The 17,199-nt window shown below is 38.4% G+C and carries 14 protein-coding genes; 5 read left to right on the plus strand and 9 right to left on the minus strand.

The window, feature by feature from the left end:
• The first annotated feature begins 1 nt into the window (after position 1).
• Together Q0Q99_RS05755 and Q0Q99_RS05760 are read left to right on the plus strand one after the other, a co-directional pair.
• Complete coding sequence (locus tag Q0Q99_RS05755) at positions 2–1,201, plus strand: serine hydrolase (RefSeq protein WP_293892775.1); 1,200 nt, start codon at positions 2–4, stop codon at positions 1,199–1,201.
• Positions 1,161–1,586, plus strand: coding sequence for a DUF2809 domain-containing protein (locus Q0Q99_RS05760; RefSeq protein ID WP_293892778.1), 426 nt, complete (start codon positions 1,161–1,163; stop codon positions 1,584–1,586). The genes Q0Q99_RS05755 and Q0Q99_RS05760 overlap by 41 nt, the downstream gene beginning before the upstream one ends.
• Before the next feature lie 209 nt (positions 1,587–1,795).
• Here the strand turns inward: Q0Q99_RS05760 and Q0Q99_RS05765 are convergent, their stop codons facing one another.
• The 7 genes from Q0Q99_RS05765 to Q0Q99_RS05795 all read right to left on the minus strand — a co-directional run bounded on the left by Q0Q99_RS05765 (position 1,796) and on the right by Q0Q99_RS05795 (position 10,280).
• Positions 1,796–4,828: a glycoside hydrolase family 3 N-terminal domain-containing protein gene (locus Q0Q99_RS05765; protein ID WP_293892781.1), complete on the minus strand. Its 3,033-nt coding sequence runs from the start codon at positions 4,826–4,828 to the stop codon at positions 1,796–1,798.
• 12 nt (positions 4,829–4,840) lie between these two features.
• Positions 4,841–5,323: an ABC transporter ATPase gene (locus Q0Q99_RS05770; RefSeq protein WP_293892784.1), complete on the minus strand. Its 483-nt coding sequence runs from the start codon at positions 5,321–5,323 to the stop codon at positions 4,841–4,843.
• A 51-nt stretch (positions 5,324–5,374) separates the two neighbouring features.
• Positions 5,375–6,166, minus strand: coding sequence for a (Fe-S)-binding protein (locus tag Q0Q99_RS05775; protein WP_293892787.1), 792 nt, complete (start codon positions 6,164–6,166; stop codon positions 5,375–5,377).
• A gap of 77 nt (positions 6,167–6,243) precedes the next feature.
• Positions 6,244–6,690: a phosphoheptose isomerase gene (locus Q0Q99_RS05780; RefSeq protein WP_293892790.1), complete on the minus strand. Its 447-nt coding sequence runs from the start codon at positions 6,688–6,690 to the stop codon at positions 6,244–6,246.
• Positions 6,691–6,769: 79 nt separating this feature from the next.
• Positions 6,770–8,077 carry a (Fe-S)-binding protein gene (locus Q0Q99_RS05785; protein ID WP_293892793.1) on the minus strand — a complete coding sequence of 436 codons (1,308 nt, stop codon included), beginning with the start codon at positions 8,075–8,077 and terminating at the stop codon, positions 6,770–6,772.
• Between the two features lie 11 nt (positions 8,078–8,088).
• Entirely contained in the window at positions 8,089–9,048 is a 960-nt protein-coding gene (locus Q0Q99_RS05790; RefSeq protein ID WP_293892796.1) for an MlaD family protein, read from the minus strand.
• A 50-nt stretch (positions 9,049–9,098) separates the two neighbouring features.
• Positions 9,099–10,280 (minus strand): N-acetylmuramoyl-L-alanine amidase, encoded by a 1,182-nt coding sequence (locus tag Q0Q99_RS05795; protein WP_293892799.1) that lies wholly within the window; start codon positions 10,278–10,280, stop codon positions 9,099–9,101.
• 213 nt (positions 10,281–10,493) lie between these two features.
• On the opposite strand from Q0Q99_RS05795, the gene Q0Q99_RS05800 reads away from it, so the two are divergent.
• The 3 genes from Q0Q99_RS05800 to Q0Q99_RS05810 all read left to right on the plus strand — a co-directional run bounded on the left by Q0Q99_RS05800 (position 10,494) and on the right by Q0Q99_RS05810 (position 15,242).
• A complete protein-coding gene (locus Q0Q99_RS05800) occupies positions 10,494–13,079 on the plus strand; it encodes a putative LPS assembly protein LptD (RefSeq protein WP_293892802.1) in 2,586 nt (861 codons plus the stop codon).
• A gap of 88 nt (positions 13,080–13,167) precedes the next feature.
• The gene (locus tag Q0Q99_RS05805) at positions 13,168–13,548 is read left to right on the plus strand and encodes a RidA family protein (protein WP_293892805.1); all 381 of its coding nucleotides are present in this window, start codon (positions 13,168–13,170) and stop codon (positions 13,546–13,548) included.
• 113 nt (positions 13,549–13,661) lie between these two features.
• Positions 13,662–15,242 carry a Na+/H+ antiporter gene (locus tag Q0Q99_RS05810; protein WP_293892808.1) on the plus strand — a complete coding sequence of 527 codons (1,581 nt, stop codon included), beginning with the start codon at positions 13,662–13,664 and terminating at the stop codon, positions 15,240–15,242.
• A gap of 152 nt (positions 15,243–15,394) precedes the next feature.
• Here Q0Q99_RS05810 and Q0Q99_RS05815 read toward each other — a convergent pair whose 3' ends face one another.
• Positions 15,395–16,009 carry a class I SAM-dependent methyltransferase gene (locus Q0Q99_RS05815; RefSeq protein WP_293892811.1) on the minus strand — a complete coding sequence of 205 codons (615 nt, stop codon included), beginning with the start codon at positions 16,007–16,009 and terminating at the stop codon, positions 15,395–15,397.
• A gap of 834 nt (positions 16,010–16,843) precedes the next feature.
• Positions 16,844–17,125 carry a hypothetical protein gene (locus tag Q0Q99_RS05820; RefSeq protein WP_293892814.1) on the minus strand — a complete coding sequence of 94 codons (282 nt, stop codon included), beginning with the start codon at positions 17,123–17,125 and terminating at the stop codon, positions 16,844–16,846.
• Between the last annotated feature and the right edge of the window lie 74 nt (positions 17,126–17,199).

Genomic DNA, 17,199 nt, shown 5'->3' on the forward strand with positions numbered 1-17,199 from the left:
AATGACATCCAAAATCACTCTCTATACTACTCAGTTATTAGCCATTATCCTGTTTACGATTTCTTGTTCTAAGCAGGAAAAGAATGAAGAGGCGATTATTAAGGTTAACAATAATGGGATTCCCATTATGCTTCCTTTGCGGGAAGAATTGCCTAAGCTTACTTCCGCGTATATCAATGATAAAAAATATGGTGTCAGTCGGTATTTTGAAAAAAAATGGCCCGAAAAAAATGACAACGTAGCCTTTTTGGTAGCAAAGAATGGTCAGATAATTTATGAAAATTATTTGGGCTATGCCAATAAAAGAACCGGCGAAATGATCTCTAAAGACATGCCTTTACATATTGCTTCCGTCAGCAAAGTCCTTACTTCTACGGCTGTTCTGATGCTCATTGATGCTAAAAAAATCACACTTGACCAAAAGGTAAATACCATCATCGAGAACTTTCCTTATCCCGAGGTGACAATTCAAACGCTGCTTAATCACAGGAGCGGAATGAGAAATTATGCCTACTTTACTTTTGAAAAAGGCAATTGGGATAAACAAGAAACCCTTAGCAATGAAGACATTGTAAAGGTTATGGTAGATAAACAGATTTCTTTGGAAAGACCAACCGATACAGGTTTTGGTTATTGCAACACAAATTATGCAATGCTTGCTTTAGTTATTGAAAAAGTTACGGGTTTGAAATATCCTGAGGCAATGAAAGAGATGATTTTTGCACCGCTTGGAATGACAAATACTTTTGTGTTTGACATTGTAAAAGACCGTTCCATTATTGCGCCATCTTATAAAGGAAATAATATAGAAATTGGAATTGATTACCTTGATGGAATTTATGGCGACAAAAACATTTATTCAACTCCGAGAGATTTATTAAAATTCGACAAGGCGCGTTATGCTCCTTTTTTCCTGAATTCTGATTTGATAAAAAAAATATATACCGGTTATAGCCATGAAAGTAAAGGAATACGTAATTATGGTTTAGGCATCAGAATGACTGAGTTTGAAAAAAGCGAACCTTTTTATTATCACAACGGCTGGTGGCACGGAAATACTTCTTCTTTCATCAACTTAAGAAAAGAGAAAGTTACTATTATTGTGCTGTCTAATAAGTTTACCCGAAAGACTTATCAAACTAAAAAGCTCGCCGCTCTTTTTGGCGATTATCCATTTAAGCTGGATGATGGTGAGGAATGATAGGATACAATTCAATGTAAAATATTTTGCATTAACGCTATCACTTTTCATTATCGAAGCAATAATTGCACTGTGTGTTCATGACAGTTTTGTGCGTCCGTACTTTGGCGATGTTTTAGTTGTTATGCTGATTTATTGCTTTGTAAAGTCCTTTCTGCAAGCAAAAGTTCTGCCAACAGCACTATTGGTATTGCTCTTCGCCTTCACAATAGAATTCCTTCAATACCTGAATATTGTAGAAAAGCTATGTTTACAGGATTCCAAAATTGCCAGAACCGCAATTGGAACTTCATTTTCCTGGTCGGATATTTTGTGTTACCTAATTGGGATAGTTGTAGTAATTTCAGTTGAATATTTTCTTCGAAAAGAAAGAACTAATGGATAAGGAATAGTTGTCCGCATTATCCGTCAAATTCATCCTGATGAGTTTATTAACTGAGCCTGATGAGTTTCGCAACTGATGCTGATGAGTTGATAAACTCATCAGGTACATTTTTAGGCCTTGTATTTACTTGGCTTCCTAAAGGAAAAAATGAATTTTGTTTAGTGACAGCTCCGCTTTCGGGTTTTTGGCATTTTAAGTTCAGGCCAACCTTATTTTTCTATAATCGCATCCTGAATGACTTTCTGAATGTCTTCGCGGATGTTTTCTTTTGAAAGTTTATTAGGCAAATTAGAGTCAGGATAGGTTCTGTTGGATAAGAAAACATAAACAATATCAGTTTCTGGGTCAGCCCAGGCCATAGTTCCCGTAAAACCCGTATGCCCAAAACTCGACATTGAAACACAACCGCATGTTGGACCCGCTCCACTGATTTGTGGCTTGTCAAATCCTAAACCACGACGATTTCCTTCGGTACAAAACCAACAGGTATTAAAATCGGCAAACGTCGCTTCAGAGAAATATTGAATGCCTCCGTAATTTCCTTTTTGTAAATACATCTGCATCATCTTGGCAATATCCATAGCATTCGAAAAGATTCCCGCGTGCCCGCCAACGCCATCTTCCATCGCGGCTTCCATGTCGTGTACATAACCCTGAATCACATCGTGACGGAAATAAGTGTCGATTTCGGTTGGCGCAATGACACTTTTGTCAAATCTTGTTAAAGGATTATAAAGTGTATTGTTCATCCCAAGGGATTTATAGAAATTGTTGGTAGCCAGTTCGTCCAAATGCCTGCCCATTACCCTTTCCAGATATTGCTTCAGAATAATAAAGGTAAAATCGCTGTACCTGTATTCTTTTTTATCAATCAGCGGACTCTGGATGATTTGTTTCATGATGGTGTCATGATAATCATCGCGCAAATACAAACTATCGGAAACGCGTTTGGTAAACCCTTCGCTGTACATTTTTCGATAGTATTTATCAAGTGGCAATTTAGTAGTTGAATCTATAGTCGCTTTATAAAAAGGAATCCATGCCTGCATTCTGCCGTAATGAGACAGTAATTCCTTGAACGTAATTTTTTGTTTGTTAGAGCCTTTAAATAGTGGTAACATTTCCCCAAGCGTAGTTTCGAGTGCTACTTTCTTTTGATCATAAACCTGCATTACATTAGGCAAAGTAGCCACCATTTTGGTCACTGATGCCACATCGTATAAATCGCTATTCTTAACTTTTACATCACCTTCATAGGTTTGTTTTCCAAAAGATTTTTGATAAATGACTTTTCCTTTCCTGGCTACAAGAATCTGCATACCTGGCGCCATTTTTCCATCAATGGCTTTTTGGGCATAGGTTTCAATCTGCTTAAGTTTTTCGGAACTCATACCGACGCTTTCCGGAGTTGCAAAGCCCAATCGATTAAGTTTTTGCGTTGTGATTCCATCACCAGCCTTTAATGTGTTGTTGATAGAAACCGGAAGCAGTCCTTTTGCGCCAATGGCTCCAAATATCAATTCGGCTGAAACTTGCTGAGCAATATCACCATTTTGATACGAAACGATTACGCCTGGTATTTCAGCAAAATTAAAAATTCTTGATAGTGAGTAAGGCTTGGCAAAACAATCAATAATCACTTTCTTTTTTGAGGCAATTGAGTCAATGATCTGCAATTCTGGTACTGTCAACTCAGGTGATTTCCACCACGTCTTATCCGATTTGTGATAACCAATAATTACGGTTTCATAATCGATTAATTTGGTCATTAAGGTATCAATATTCGTTTCTGAAACTTCAGTAACTTCAGTATACTTCTTTAAAGTAGTGACGAACGAACTGTTGGTGTCATCACCCAATTTTACATACGCTATCTTTTGATTCAGATTTTTAATCGGTAGAATGTTACCATCATTTTTTACAACCGTAACTGCATTTTCATACAATTCATACTGCAGGGATTCATTTGATTTCGGATTTAAATCGCTATACAGATTGATGCCTTCAATTGGTTTGTATTTATTCAGTCCTGCTTTGAACTTATACCGCAATATCTTCTTCACTGATTGTGCCAGTCTTGCATCAGAAATAAGGCTGTCCTGGTAAGCCATGCATATTTTTTCTGCAGCAAGCGGCACGTTTTCTGCAAAAAGCAGAATGTCATTTCCAGCCATAAAGGCTTCCAAATCAATATCGCCGGGTTTTCTGAAATTACTGGCACCTTTCATATTTAAGGCATCTGTAAAAATCAATCCGTCAAAGCCTAACTCGTTTTTCAGCAAATTAGTTACTACATTAGGTGAAATAGAGGTTGGATATCCTTCTCTTGGTTCCAGACTCGGAATATTCAGATGCGCCACCATCACAGAAACTAAGCCTTCATCAAACATACGTTTATACGGATACAACTCCACTTTTTCCAGATGATCCAAAGAAGCATTTACAACAGGTAACGTACTGTGGGAATCGGTTTCAGTATCTCCGTGTCCGGGAAAATGTTTTCCTGTAGAAAAAACGCCCTGACCTTGTGCACCTTTCATTAGTGCTATGGCGTGTTCGGTTACATTTACTTTGTTTTCACCAAAAGAGCGGTATCCTATGATTGGGTTTTTAGGATTGGTATTGATATCTAACACAGGGGCAAAATTGAAATGGATTCCCATTCTTTTGCTTTCCTTTGCGAGGCTAACGCCTACTTTTTCCACCAATTTCAAATCCTTAATAGCGCCCAAAGTCATATTGAAAGGATAACAGAAAGTTGAATCTATCCGCATACTCAGACCCCATTCGGCATCAATCCCAATAAACATAGGTACTTTCGCCATCGATTGGTAATTGTTGGTCAGCCGCGCTTGACGCATTGGCCCGCCCTGAAAAAAGATTAGACCACCAACTTTATAATCACGTACCAATTTTTCAACCGCGTTTGTGTGTATGGTGTCTTTATTAGAATAGGCCGCAACCATAAACAGCTGCCCTACTTTTTCATCAAAAGTCATTTGGTTGTAAATACTATCTACCCAATGTGTTTCGAGTGCGGTTTCGGGGAAAAAGTTTTTTCGGTCTGCTTTGGGAATTGGAATATAGGTTTCGTTATCAGGTTGTTCTGCAACTTGATTAGCGATAACTTCAGTTTTAGGAGTACTCACAGGTACTGGATTACTGACTTTTGATGACGAACAATTCGTAATCAAGAACAGCAATCCTGTGCATAAACCTATACTGAATAAAAACCTTTTCATAGAATTTAGGGCTTAAAAGAAACGACTGTGCCAGCTTTCGCCGGCAGGAACTTCCCAGTTTTCGTTAAATTCTTCGATACTATTCACCAGATTGTTAAAAACAATGGTGTTGGCCGTTACGGCTTTTTCTTTGGCCATTCGTTTAAAATCAATCAACGATTTATGCGCAATATGTTCACCGTTTTTAAACGTTACGTTCATTTTATCCAACAAATCAACCTGATATTTTTGTTCCAGATTTTGAATAAAACTCACAGAGGAATCTATAGAGCATCCTGTTGCGGGTTGCACTTCCTGATTGACAGCAAGAATGATAAATCGATTGTATTTCAACAGATATGAAGCTTCCAAGCCGGTTCCGTGCGCTGACCAGTTTTCGACAAAGGTTTTTAAATCATTTTCAATCTCAGTCATTTCATCATCTGAAAATTTTCTGTTGGAAGGGTAAATCCAGATTTTAGAGTCTTCGGGTAAATTTTCAAAAGGAATTAGCATTTTATTTAGGTTTTAACCCTTTCGACGATGCTCGGGGTGACAATTTGAGTATTATAAATCTTGGGCGTTTGCAATCAATTCGGCGATGTCCATTACTTTAACATTTGCTTCCTGTTCTTTGGCTTTTACACCGTCAGTCATCATAGTGTTGCAAAATGGGCAGCCAGCTGCAATAATTTCCGCTTTGGTTTCCATAGCATCTTCGGTTCTTTCCACATTGATGTCTTTGTTTCCTGGTTCCGGTTCCTTAAACATTTGTGCACCACCGGCACCGCAACATAAACCATTGGCACGAGAACGTTTCATTTCAACTAGTTCGGCATCCAGTTTCTGAATTAAATCCCTTGGGGCTTCATAAACATTATTAGCCCGTCCAAGGTAACATGGGTCGTGAAATGTAATCCGTTTGCCTTTGAACTGTCCGCCTTCAATCGTTAGTCTTCCGGAATCTAAAAGCGATTTTAAGAATTCTGTATGATGGATAACTTCGTATTTCCCTCCTAATTCAGGATATTCGTTTTTCAGTGTATTAAAACAATGTGGACAGGCAGTTACGATTTTTTTGGCTTCGTAAGCATTCAGGACTTCAATGTTCATCATAGCCTGCATCTGAAACAAAAATTCATTACCGGCACGTTTTGCCGGATCTCCGGTACAGCTTTCTTCCGTACCCAAAACAGCAAACGAAACATTCGCCCGATTTAAAATACGTACAAATGCCTTGGTGATTTTCTTTGCCCTGTCATCAAAACTACCGGCACAACCAACCCAAAACAAAACTTCGGGTTGCTTGCCTTGAGCCATCATTTCTGCCATGGTTGGCACATTTAATACTTCTGACATTTTTTTAATGTTTATGCGGTTATTTGGTTATATGTTGATTCGTTACAAATAACCAAATCAACATATAACCGAATCATTTACTCATGATGCTCGTCATCGAACACCTGAATGGTTACTTCCTTATCAACCAAATCGGTAAATTTTCCTCTGTAACGCGTAGCTTTTACTAGGTGATTGTCAATCCAGTGGTAATTTCCGCCACGTGGTTTCCCAAATAAGATTCCATGGTATTTAAAGCCGTGTTTTTTCAGCCAAATCTCGGTATATTCTCTGTGAGCTTCTGTTCTTGAAGTAAAGAAAAATATAATATGACCTTCGTCATACCATTTGTTCAGGGTTACCAACGCATCCGGATAAACCTCTGCGGTTAGCATTCTTTCAGGCTCTTCGTTTGGAATATCGTCACAAACAGTTCCGTCGATATCAATTAAATAGTTCTTTACGCCTTCGGGTAAAATTGGACTTAAATGTTGTCCGTTTTGGGTAACACTTTGCAAGGTTTTGTCAATGTCTTCCGCTTTCATTTTTTTACTTTTTTATTATTTCACATTCATTTGACAAATTCCCAAGTCTCACATTTTTGGTAATTTGTTATAAGATTATTTAGTTTTCGTTTTTCCAATTTAATCTGTCCTGTTGGTTATATTGCCAAGGTGCGCCGTTGTTTTCAATATTGGTCATCATCGCGTTTAACGACTGTGGCGCCGCACTTTGTTCCATTACCAAATAGCGTCTCATATCCATGATAATTGACAACGGACTTATATTTACCGGACATTCTTCCACACAGGCATTGCAGGATGTGCAAGCCCAAAGTTCTTCCGGCGTAATGTAGTCATTCAGTAATGCTTTATTATCAGGAACAAAAACTCCTTTATTACTATCTATATTTCTTCCAACCTCTTCCAGTCTGTCACGCGTATCCATCATGATTTTACGTGGCGACAGTTTTTTGCCGGTTATATTTGCCGGGCATGCCGATGTACAACGACCACATTCTGTACAGGTATACGCATTCAGCAATTGTACCCAATTCAAATCCTGCACGTCAGAAGCGCCAAATTTCTGCGGAACCGAACTAGCATCAACAGGCTGTGCAGCAAAAGGATCAGCATTGGGATCCATCATCAATTTTACTTCTTTGGTAACACTTTCGAGATTGTCGAATTGTCCTTTTGGATGCAAATCCGCGAAATACGTGTTAGGGAAAGCTAAAAGAATATGTAAATGTTTTGAATAATATAAATAATTCAGGAACACTAAAATTCCGGTGATATGCAGCCACCAGGCAATCATTTCAATAGCTTCGACCTGGGCAATATCTAATGCGGAAAACCAAGGATTGATATACTGTGAAATTACGTTTCCGGAATTCAGGTGCTGAAAATGCAAATCGGTTGCGTTCATAATCAGAAACAAGGACATCAAAACTATTTCGAAATACAAAATCGTATCCGCATCTCTTTTAGGCGCACCTTTCAAATCGGAACTGGCAAAACGTTTCAGTCGTATAATATTTCTTCGAATCCAGAAAACAATTACAGCTATTAAAACTAAAACCGCCAATATTTCAAACGAACCTATAAGAAATCCATAAAATCCTCCCAAAAAAGAGAATATCCTATGCGTTCCCAAAAGCCCGTCAATCATGATTTCTAAAACCTCCAGATTGATGATGATGAAACCGGCATATACTATAATATGAAGAAATCCGGCAACCGGCCTTTTTATCATTTTGGATTGTCCTAAAGCAATCATCGCCATATTTGCCCAGCGTGCTGATGGATTATCATTACGATTAACATCATGTCCCAGATTGATATTGCGTTTTAGCTTCTTTACGTTTTTAGCAAAAAAACCAATTCCCAAAATGAGGATGATAGCAAAAAGTATGTTGTCGATATACATCATTGGCTTACGTTTTACTTCTTTTTGATAGTATCGTTTACCGGGCCTTTATACGGTTTGTTTTTCTTTCCGAAAAGGGAAACATTTACATAACGCGTTGGATTCAAACGAAAATCTTGTAGTAACAGTTCTAATTCTTTGGATGATTTGGATAAGTTGGCATACATAGTTTCGTCTTTGGCAAGCTTTCCAAGAGTCCCTTTCCCAGCTTGGACATCTGCCATGATTTTATCAACGCTAGCTAATGTTTTTTCGAGTTTTTTGACAGTTTTACCAATATTTGCATTGGATAAAGAATCAGCCATTTTTGAGAAATTAGCCGAAGCCTTATCTACATTTGTCAATGCCGAGCTGAGTTTTCCTTTATTATCTGCTAAAATTTCGTTTACCGATTTAGAAGCAACTTTGAATTCAGCTAAAGTAGCATCAAGGTTGGCAATGCTGCTTTTCAGATTTGCTTTAGTATCTGAATCCAAAATAGTATTTACATTTTTCAAAAGTACATCGGCAGAAACCACCATTTTTTCTACTTTTTCCTGAAGCGGCGTTAACCGTTCCGCAACCAAAGATGTTAAACCGGGTTTGACCTCACCGTTCAACGTCATTCCTGAAACAGCAACCGTTTTATCTTTAAAATTAGGGGTGATCATAATTTGCTTACCGCCAATTAATCCCGGTTCATAGATAGAAGCCATACTTGATTTTGAAAAAACGAAATCTGATTTGATTTGTAAGGACACCTCAATTTTACCTGCCGTATCCAAAAATTTGATACCGCTGACTTTTCCAACGGTAAGTCCGTTAATAGTCACCGGTGCAGAATTAACTAAGCCTTCCACATTGTCATAATGGACGTAGAATGTTTTATAATCAGTAAGTAAATCTCTCCCTTTTAAAAAGCTATAACCCCAAATAAATAATAAAATTGATGCAATTACTAAAATTGCTGTCTTGATTTCTCTAGTGATTCTCAATGTAAAAATTTTTTGGCAAAGTTAAAATAAATAATTAAACCTCCTTATTATTATTGCTTTAATGCTTCCTGAACCGATACTTTCTTACCATTTTTGAAAGCAATTAAGAAGGCAGAGGAATATCCTTTGGCTTTGGCTTCGGATAATAATCGTTTGGCTTCCTCATAGTTGGTAGTTTCTCCGTACATATATTTGTATAGATTTCCTTCCGAAGCAATGGAAATATTACTCAAACCATTGAAATTAGCTGGAACTGGCTCCAATTTTTTTCCACTTGCCGATAGCTGGACTTTGAATGATGCAATTCCGGAGGTTATAACTTCTGGTTTGGTCTCCGGTTTTGGTTCTTGCTTTAGTTCCGGTTTTTTAACTTCAGGAGCTTTCACCGTTGGTTTTTTTACAATGGAATCAGGCACTTTTACAGGTTCCATTTTTTGCGATGGTTTAATCATTGTATCATTGTCACTAGCACCAAAATATTCTTTTTTGTAACTGATAATCGCATCGGCTATAGATTCTGCAATTTCCTGCTGACCGTCTTCTGAGTCTAATTTTGAACCTTCAGCCTGATTGGAAATAAAACCCATTTCTATCAAAACCCTTGGCATGTAGGCTTTATGCAAAACCATGTAGGGCGCCTGCTTTACACCACGGCTTTTTTTGCCTAACTGAATAAATTGTCCTTGCACCTTTCCTGCCAAAGCGATACTCTGATCTAAATATAACTCCTGTGCCATAATGATTCCGGCGAATGACTCGGGAGATTTTGGATCAAAACCTTCATATTTCTGCTTATAATCCTTCTCCAATGTTACAACAGAGTTCTCACGTTTTGCCGCTTCGAGATTGGAAGCATTTTTTGACATACCCATTACATAAGTTTCACAGCCATCTGCAGCATTGTTCGGATTGGCATTACAGTGTATCGACACAAAAATATCGGCATCAGCCCTGTTGGCAATATTAGCGCGTTCCACCAAATCAATAAACTGATCTCCTTTTCTGGTATAGATTACTTCGATACCGGAATTTTTTTCTAATAACTTACCCACTTTCAACACTACTGCCAAAGCGATGTTTTTTTCAATATGTCCGTGATATACAGCACCATAATCATGATCTCCATGACCGGCATCAAGGGTGACCTTGAATTTTGATTGCGCATAGCTTTGCGAAATGATAAAGAAGAAAGATAACGTTAGTAGAACTTTGCTGTATCTATAAGTATTCATAAGAATGTAAAAGTTAATTTTAATTAAAACCGAAAGGGTATAAAACTAATATTTCCGTATTTTTGACCGAAAATATTGTTTAAGTTTGCCTCGGCAAAAATCAGGCCATATTTCTACAAAAATAGCATTAAACCTTTGCAAAGAAACTTATTTTATATCGTTTTTTTAACAATTTTCCTAACACTGGGAAACCTAAAAACATATTCACAAGACTTGCCAAAAAAAACCAATTCTTTCCCGTCTAAGAATCAGGAAACTAAGCCCGTAAATGATACTTTACCTAAACCTGAACTCATCGAAGTTAAAGTAACCGATTCGCTTAAGAAAAAGCCATTGCTTGAGAGTAAGATTAAAAGAAAGGCAGTTGACTACGAAAAGTTTGACCAAAAGAAAAAGCTAATTACGCTTTACAACAAAGCCGAAGTTTATTACCAGGATATAGAACTTAAATCGGGGATTATCGTCATTGACTACAATAAAAACGAAGTCTATGCCGGAAGAATAAAAGACTCAACAGGTGCCTATACCCAAAGACCGGTTTTTAAACAAGGAAATAATGTTGTGGAGCCCGATTCAATCCGGTTTAATTATAAAACTAAAAAAGCTTTGGTCTGGAATTCAAGAACAGATCAGGGTGAGTTTAAAGTAAAGGCGGAAGTCACCAAAAAGGAAAACGACTCCGTCTACTTTATGAAAAACGCCCGTTTTACTACAGCCAAAGATATTGACGACCCCGAATATTACTTCAAGACCAATAAGGTAAAACTGGTTCCAGGGAAAAAAGTGGTGGTTGGTTTTACCAATATGGTTATCGCTGATGTACCAACGCCACTGGCTTTACCTTTTGCCTTCTTTCCAATGACTGAAAAAGCCCGTTCCGGATTAATTATTCCGAGTTATAACGATAGCAACACCAGAGGTTTTTCACTGCAAAACGGAGGGTATTATTTCGCGCTAAGCGATAATTACGACCTCGCGGTTTTGTGCGATTATTACACCAACGGAAGTTATGCCATGCGCTTCGAATCCTCGTGTGCTAAGAAATATAAGTTTTCTGGGAATGTAAATATCAGGATTGAGAACATTATCGAAAGTGAAAGAGGTTATCTTGACTATAGGAGAAGTAATAATTACAACATACAATGGTCACATACTAAAGATGCTAAGTCAAACCCCAACTCTCGCTTTTCGGCTGCGGTAAACCTCGGAACTAGTAAATATTTTATCAATTCCCTTAATCAAAGTAATGTAGGTTCTCGATTGAACAATACGTTAAGTTCATCTATTTCCTATTCCAAAACATTCAACTCAGTGCCTCAGGTAAATTTAACACTGGCAGCGACGCATTCACAAAACACAAATACAGAACAAATCAGTATGACCTTGCCAACGATGACATTAAGCGTTGACAGGATATATCCTTTTGCTCCGAAAGACGGTTTGAAAAAAGGCTTTTTTAAGAATATTAATCTGCAATATAACCTAAGAGGCGAAAACCGGATTGAGACAACCGATTCACTTTTCTTTAAACCACAAATGTTCAGGGATGCGAGGGTTGGCTTCCAGCACAGCATTCCATTGAGTACGAATTTCAAGGTTTTTAAATACCTTAGTGCTACTACTTCGATGAATTACAATGAAGTGTGGTATCTAAAAACCATCAAACGTCAATTTAATCCAACACGGAACGCTGTTGTTGATACCGATGTACAGGGATTTGATGCCTTCAGGACGTATTCATTCTCCGCCGGATTGGGAACAACTATTTATGGGACGTTTAATTTCGGTGAAACCAAAAAAATAAAGGCAATCAGACACGTGATGCGCCCGAATGTTTCTTATAGCTACACACCAAGTTTTTCGAAATACTATGACACCTACGACGCTGACGGAAGCGGAACCATGATAAAAGAGTACACGCGGTTCGACAAGGGGATTTTTGGCGCACCGGGAAAAAATATGTCCAATAATTTAGGTTTCAATTTGAGTAATACGTTTGAAGCCAAAGTAACCGACAAGGATTCAACCAAAACAGAACCGAGGAAAGTAATGTTGCTGAACAATTTGAATTTCTCGACAAGTTATGATATTACAGCCGATTCCTTAAAATGGTCACCTATGCGCGTTAGTGGCGGAACACAATTCTTCAAACAGAAAATGAATGTCAATTTTGGTATGACACTCGACCCCTATGCCATAAGCAATTCCGGAAAACGAATCAATACCTGGAACATTGACAACGGTGGAAGTTTGTTCAGAATGACCAGTGCCAATATGACTTTGAATTATGCTTTTTCAAGTAAGGATCTTGAGGATGGCGAAAAGAAAAATACACAGGGAGAAAGAAACGGTGGCCGTGAGGATGACTTATTCGGAAGCAATACCGATTTAAGCGACAGGCGGCAAAGCCAGTTTAAGGAGGATGCCACCGAATCGGAACCCCCCACGGAATTCTTTAAATACAAACTCCCCTGGGATATGAACCTCGCCTATTCGCTGACGTTTTCCAATAATAACCGCGAGAAGAAAATAACCGGAAACTCGGTGATGGTTTCCATGAATACCGATTTGACGCCCAAATGGAAAATTGGCGTTTCTACAGGCTATGATTTTGTACAGAAAGGCGTTACCTTTACGCAGCTTCGGTTTGAAAGGGATTTGCTGAGCTGGCGAATGGACTTCAACTGGGTACCTTTTGGAGATAACCCCTATTGGGGATTCTTCATCGGAATAAAAGCAGGAGTTTTGAGCGATATCAAATGGGATAAACGAAACCAGACGGACCGGACTTTGAAATAGTTGTCAGTTGTCGGTTTTCAATTCTCAATTTAATTAACCGATAACAGATAACCGAAAACTGACAACCGATAACTAATAACAAATAATCATGAAAAAAATAATATACACAGACAAAGCCCCCGCCCAAATAGGTCCCTACAATCAGGCGGTTTTGATTGGCAACACCCTTTATACTTCAGGGCAGATAGCACTGCATCCTGTAACGATGGAATTGGTTCTTGACGATATAGAAACCGAAACCAAACAGGTCATGGAAAACATGAAAGCCGTTCTCCAAGCTGCCGACATGGACTTTGACAACGTAGTAAAAACGACCATCTTTATTATGAATATGGGCGACTTTGCCCGTATCAATAACGTTTACGGAAGTTACTTTGACGAGCGGACTGCGCCGGCAAGGGAAACCGTTCAGGTGGCAGGTTTACCAAAAGGCGTGAATGTTGAGATTTCGATGACAGCTGTGAAATAAGTGACAGTTATTGGTTCTCAGTTGTCAGTTTTTAATTTTAACTAACAGACAACACATAACAGACAACACATAACAGACAACAGAAAACAGACAACAGAAAACCAACACCAACAATGCTAAACAGCTTCCCCTTCTACCTAATCCTCATCTTCGCCATTGTCTTTATTATGATGATTGCCGATAAGATTAAGGTGGCCTACCCTATCCTATTGATTGTTGCGGGATTACTGATTAGCTTTATTCCGGGGATTCCCAACATAAAAATAAATCCGGAGTTTATATTTTTAATCTTCCTCCCACCGCTGCTTTATGAAGCAGCCTGGGCAATCTCATGGAAAGAACTGTGGCACTGGCGTCGGATTATATTAAGCTTCGCCTTTGTGGTGGTATTCCTGACCGCCTTTACTGTTGCCCTGGTGGCGGACTATTTTATACCCGGTTTCGGACTCGCGCTGGGCTTTTTGTTAGGCGGTATTGTTTCCCCTCCCGATGCGGTGAGTGCGGGTGCCATCTTAAAGTTTGTAAAGGTCCCACGAACTATATCTTCCATACTCGAAGGGGAAAGCCTTTTAAATGATTCTTCCTCACTTATTATCTTTAGGTTTTCCTTAGTGGCGGTAAGCACCACCCAGTTTATCTTTTCGAAAGCAGTTTTTAGTTTCTCCTGGATGGTTCTTGGCGGTATTGCTATTGGGCTGCTGATTGGACTGATCTTTATGAAACTACACAAATACCTTCCTACCGATGCCAATATGGATATTGTCTTCACCCTCGTAATGCCTTACATTATTTATCTAACCGCAGAGGAAGCCCATTGTTCGGGAGTATTGTCTGTGGTGAGTGCGGGGCTTTATTTATCCAACAACCGGCATTCCTTCCTGTCGAGTGCCTCTCGGGTCAGGGGCTATAATGTGTGGCAGAGCCTTATTTTTGTGCTGAATGGACTGGTATTTACGTTAATTGGGCTTTCGCTCCCCGCCGTCACCGCCGGACTTGAAAAGGAAGGCGTGAGCTTTAACTCTGCGATTGGTTATGGTATGTTGGTTACACTGGTTTTAGTCGTAGTAAGGATGCTGGCAGCTTACGGAGGGGTAATCACTACTTTGATGATACGTAAGTTTATCCCGGTAGCTGATTCGGCTAAGCCCGAAATAAAAGGGCCGTTTATCATTGGCTGGACGGGAATGCGTGGCGTGGTATCTTTGGCAGCAGCCTTATCGATTCCCGAATACTTAAATAATGGAAATCCATTCCCGCAACGGAACCTTATTCTATTTATCACTTTTGTGGTAATACTGCTTACATTGATTTTGCAGGGATTAACGCTGCCCTACTTCATACGCAGGCTGGAGATGATGACCCCAGAACAGGAAGCCGAAGAGCAACAGCAATACAAACTTATAAAATACGAAATGGCTGCATTCGCACTCGAGCAGCTAAAAGACCAATATGGAAAGGCATTAGAAGAACAGCCACTACTGCAGAAAATAGCTGACAAATGGGAAGCCAGTAAAATGCTTACCGAGGACACCGAAATGACCGCCGATGGTAAAATCATCTACCTCAACATCCTGCGCAAACAACGGAAATGGTTACTGCAAAAGAACCGGAAGGATGGGAATCTGGACGAGGGAATCGTTCGCCGCCATTTGCATCAATTGGATATGGAGGAGGAAAAAGTACGGCATTTGTAAAAAGAACAAAGAACAAAGAACAAAGAACAAAGAACAAAGAACAAAGGCCCGAGGCAAAGCCTAATTATATGGAGTGCAGCGTAATAAAGAAATCTCCAAAAACAGAATTTGCTTTAAATTAGTTTTATTTTGTATCAAAAATTATTTCTTTGTTATCTCTTTCTGAATCCACAAAACTGAAAATTTTGTATGGTATCGAAAGGAGTTGTATGATTTTCTGTGAAAGATTTCACAGCTTGAAAACTTTGGTTAAAAGTTTGCTTCATCGTATTTTCTGAATATTGTTTAATTTCCAAACCGCTACATTTTAAAGGTCCGTTTTCCGAAAAAGTGCCTAATAGAAAATTCCCGTTTTGATTTATTGAATTCCCAATGATAGCAACATATTTATTGATACTTTCCTCTTCTGTTAAGAAATGAAAAACGGCTCTGTCGTGCCAAAAATCAAATGTTACCTTGGGTATGAATTCCGTAATATCAGAAACTATCCAATGTACTTTATCCGCTTTGCTTCCCAACCGTTTTTTTACTCTTTCCAAAGCACATTCTGAAATATCCAATACCCAAATATTCTCATATCCTTTTTCTAACAATGCATCAACCAAATTACTCTCGCCACCACCAACATCAATAATGTTGGCGGTTTTAGATAAGTTCAAATTGTCTAAATAATCCATAGAAGTTTTTGGATATTTCTGTGTCCAACTGACTTCATAGGGTTGTTTTGTAGCAAAAACATTTTCCCAATGTGATTTATTATTTTCCATAATTACTATAACATAATTTAATTATTCTTCTCTACTACCTTTAGTTAATTCTGATAATAAATAATACGCTCCTTTGATTACAACTTTAGCATTGGCAGAAATTTCATCAATTGTTTTTACCTCGCTGTAACCTAAATCTGTTGTTCCTAGGTTTACTTTTATTTGTTGTAGAACTTCTGTATTGATTATAGTAGCTATGTTTTGCCAGCCTTTACAAACTCGCCTTCTTGTACATGAATATTTTTTACAATTCCACCACTCAAAATACTTACTTGTGCCTGATATTTGGGAGGCAAAGAAAGTTTACCATTGATTTTTAAGGAAGAGGTTAGATTTTATTTTCAAAACCGCCTAATTCTAATCTGATAGCCTATTTGGGCATCTTTAAAATGAACGATAGATTGACTTTTTTGTTTCGGTAATGACTTCTTCTTTTTAGTTTCGCTGGAATTGTTCTTGCACGAATTAAGAGCAAACAGAGCTAGTTGACTCTCCAGCTGCACAAGGCATACATGAAAGTGATATTATAGCATGATAATATTAGGGTTAATAATTTCACAAGCGTAAAAGTAAGGTTTTTTAATTTCAAAAAAAAGACGAACAATAAGATGATCTGTTCGCCAATTATTTGTGTATGTTTATTTCTTCGCTACAAAATTCATTCCGCATTTGGAGCATTTTTCGGGATCATACTTAGGGGTTCATCAATCATAAACCCATTGTCACAGTGTGTTTTTAGTCGTCATTTTTTGCTTTTCATCATCATGAACCTTGCTAATGCACGAAATGAAATTCGACGGAGTGAATCTTTCGTGTGGTTTTGCAACCTTGTACTTAATAAACCCCAACAACCTCAACCTCTTGCTCCTTCAATTCATTCAACAAAAACATTTCCCCATTCACTTCCTGATAATACCGCACCTGTAGCACAGCAATACGTACTCCATCTACGGTTGGTAGCGGGTGAGGCGTCAGGGTAAAACTAGTACTACTAGAGTTAGCATCAATTGATATAATAGCACTGGTAAACTTAGAAGTTCCGACATCAAAATCAACTCGCAACACCCCAAAACAAATCTGCATTCCGGTAGCAGCCGGAACAATCAACGGTAACAAATCATTTGTGATGGTAGCAGAAAAAGTAGGTTCAGAAACCTTGCTTTCCCACTAAAATATATTTTCACAAGAAA

Source organism: Flavobacterium sp. (assembly GCF_025352425.1).
Taxonomy (GTDB): Bacteria; Bacteroidota; Bacteroidia; order Flavobacteriales; family Flavobacteriaceae; genus Flavobacterium.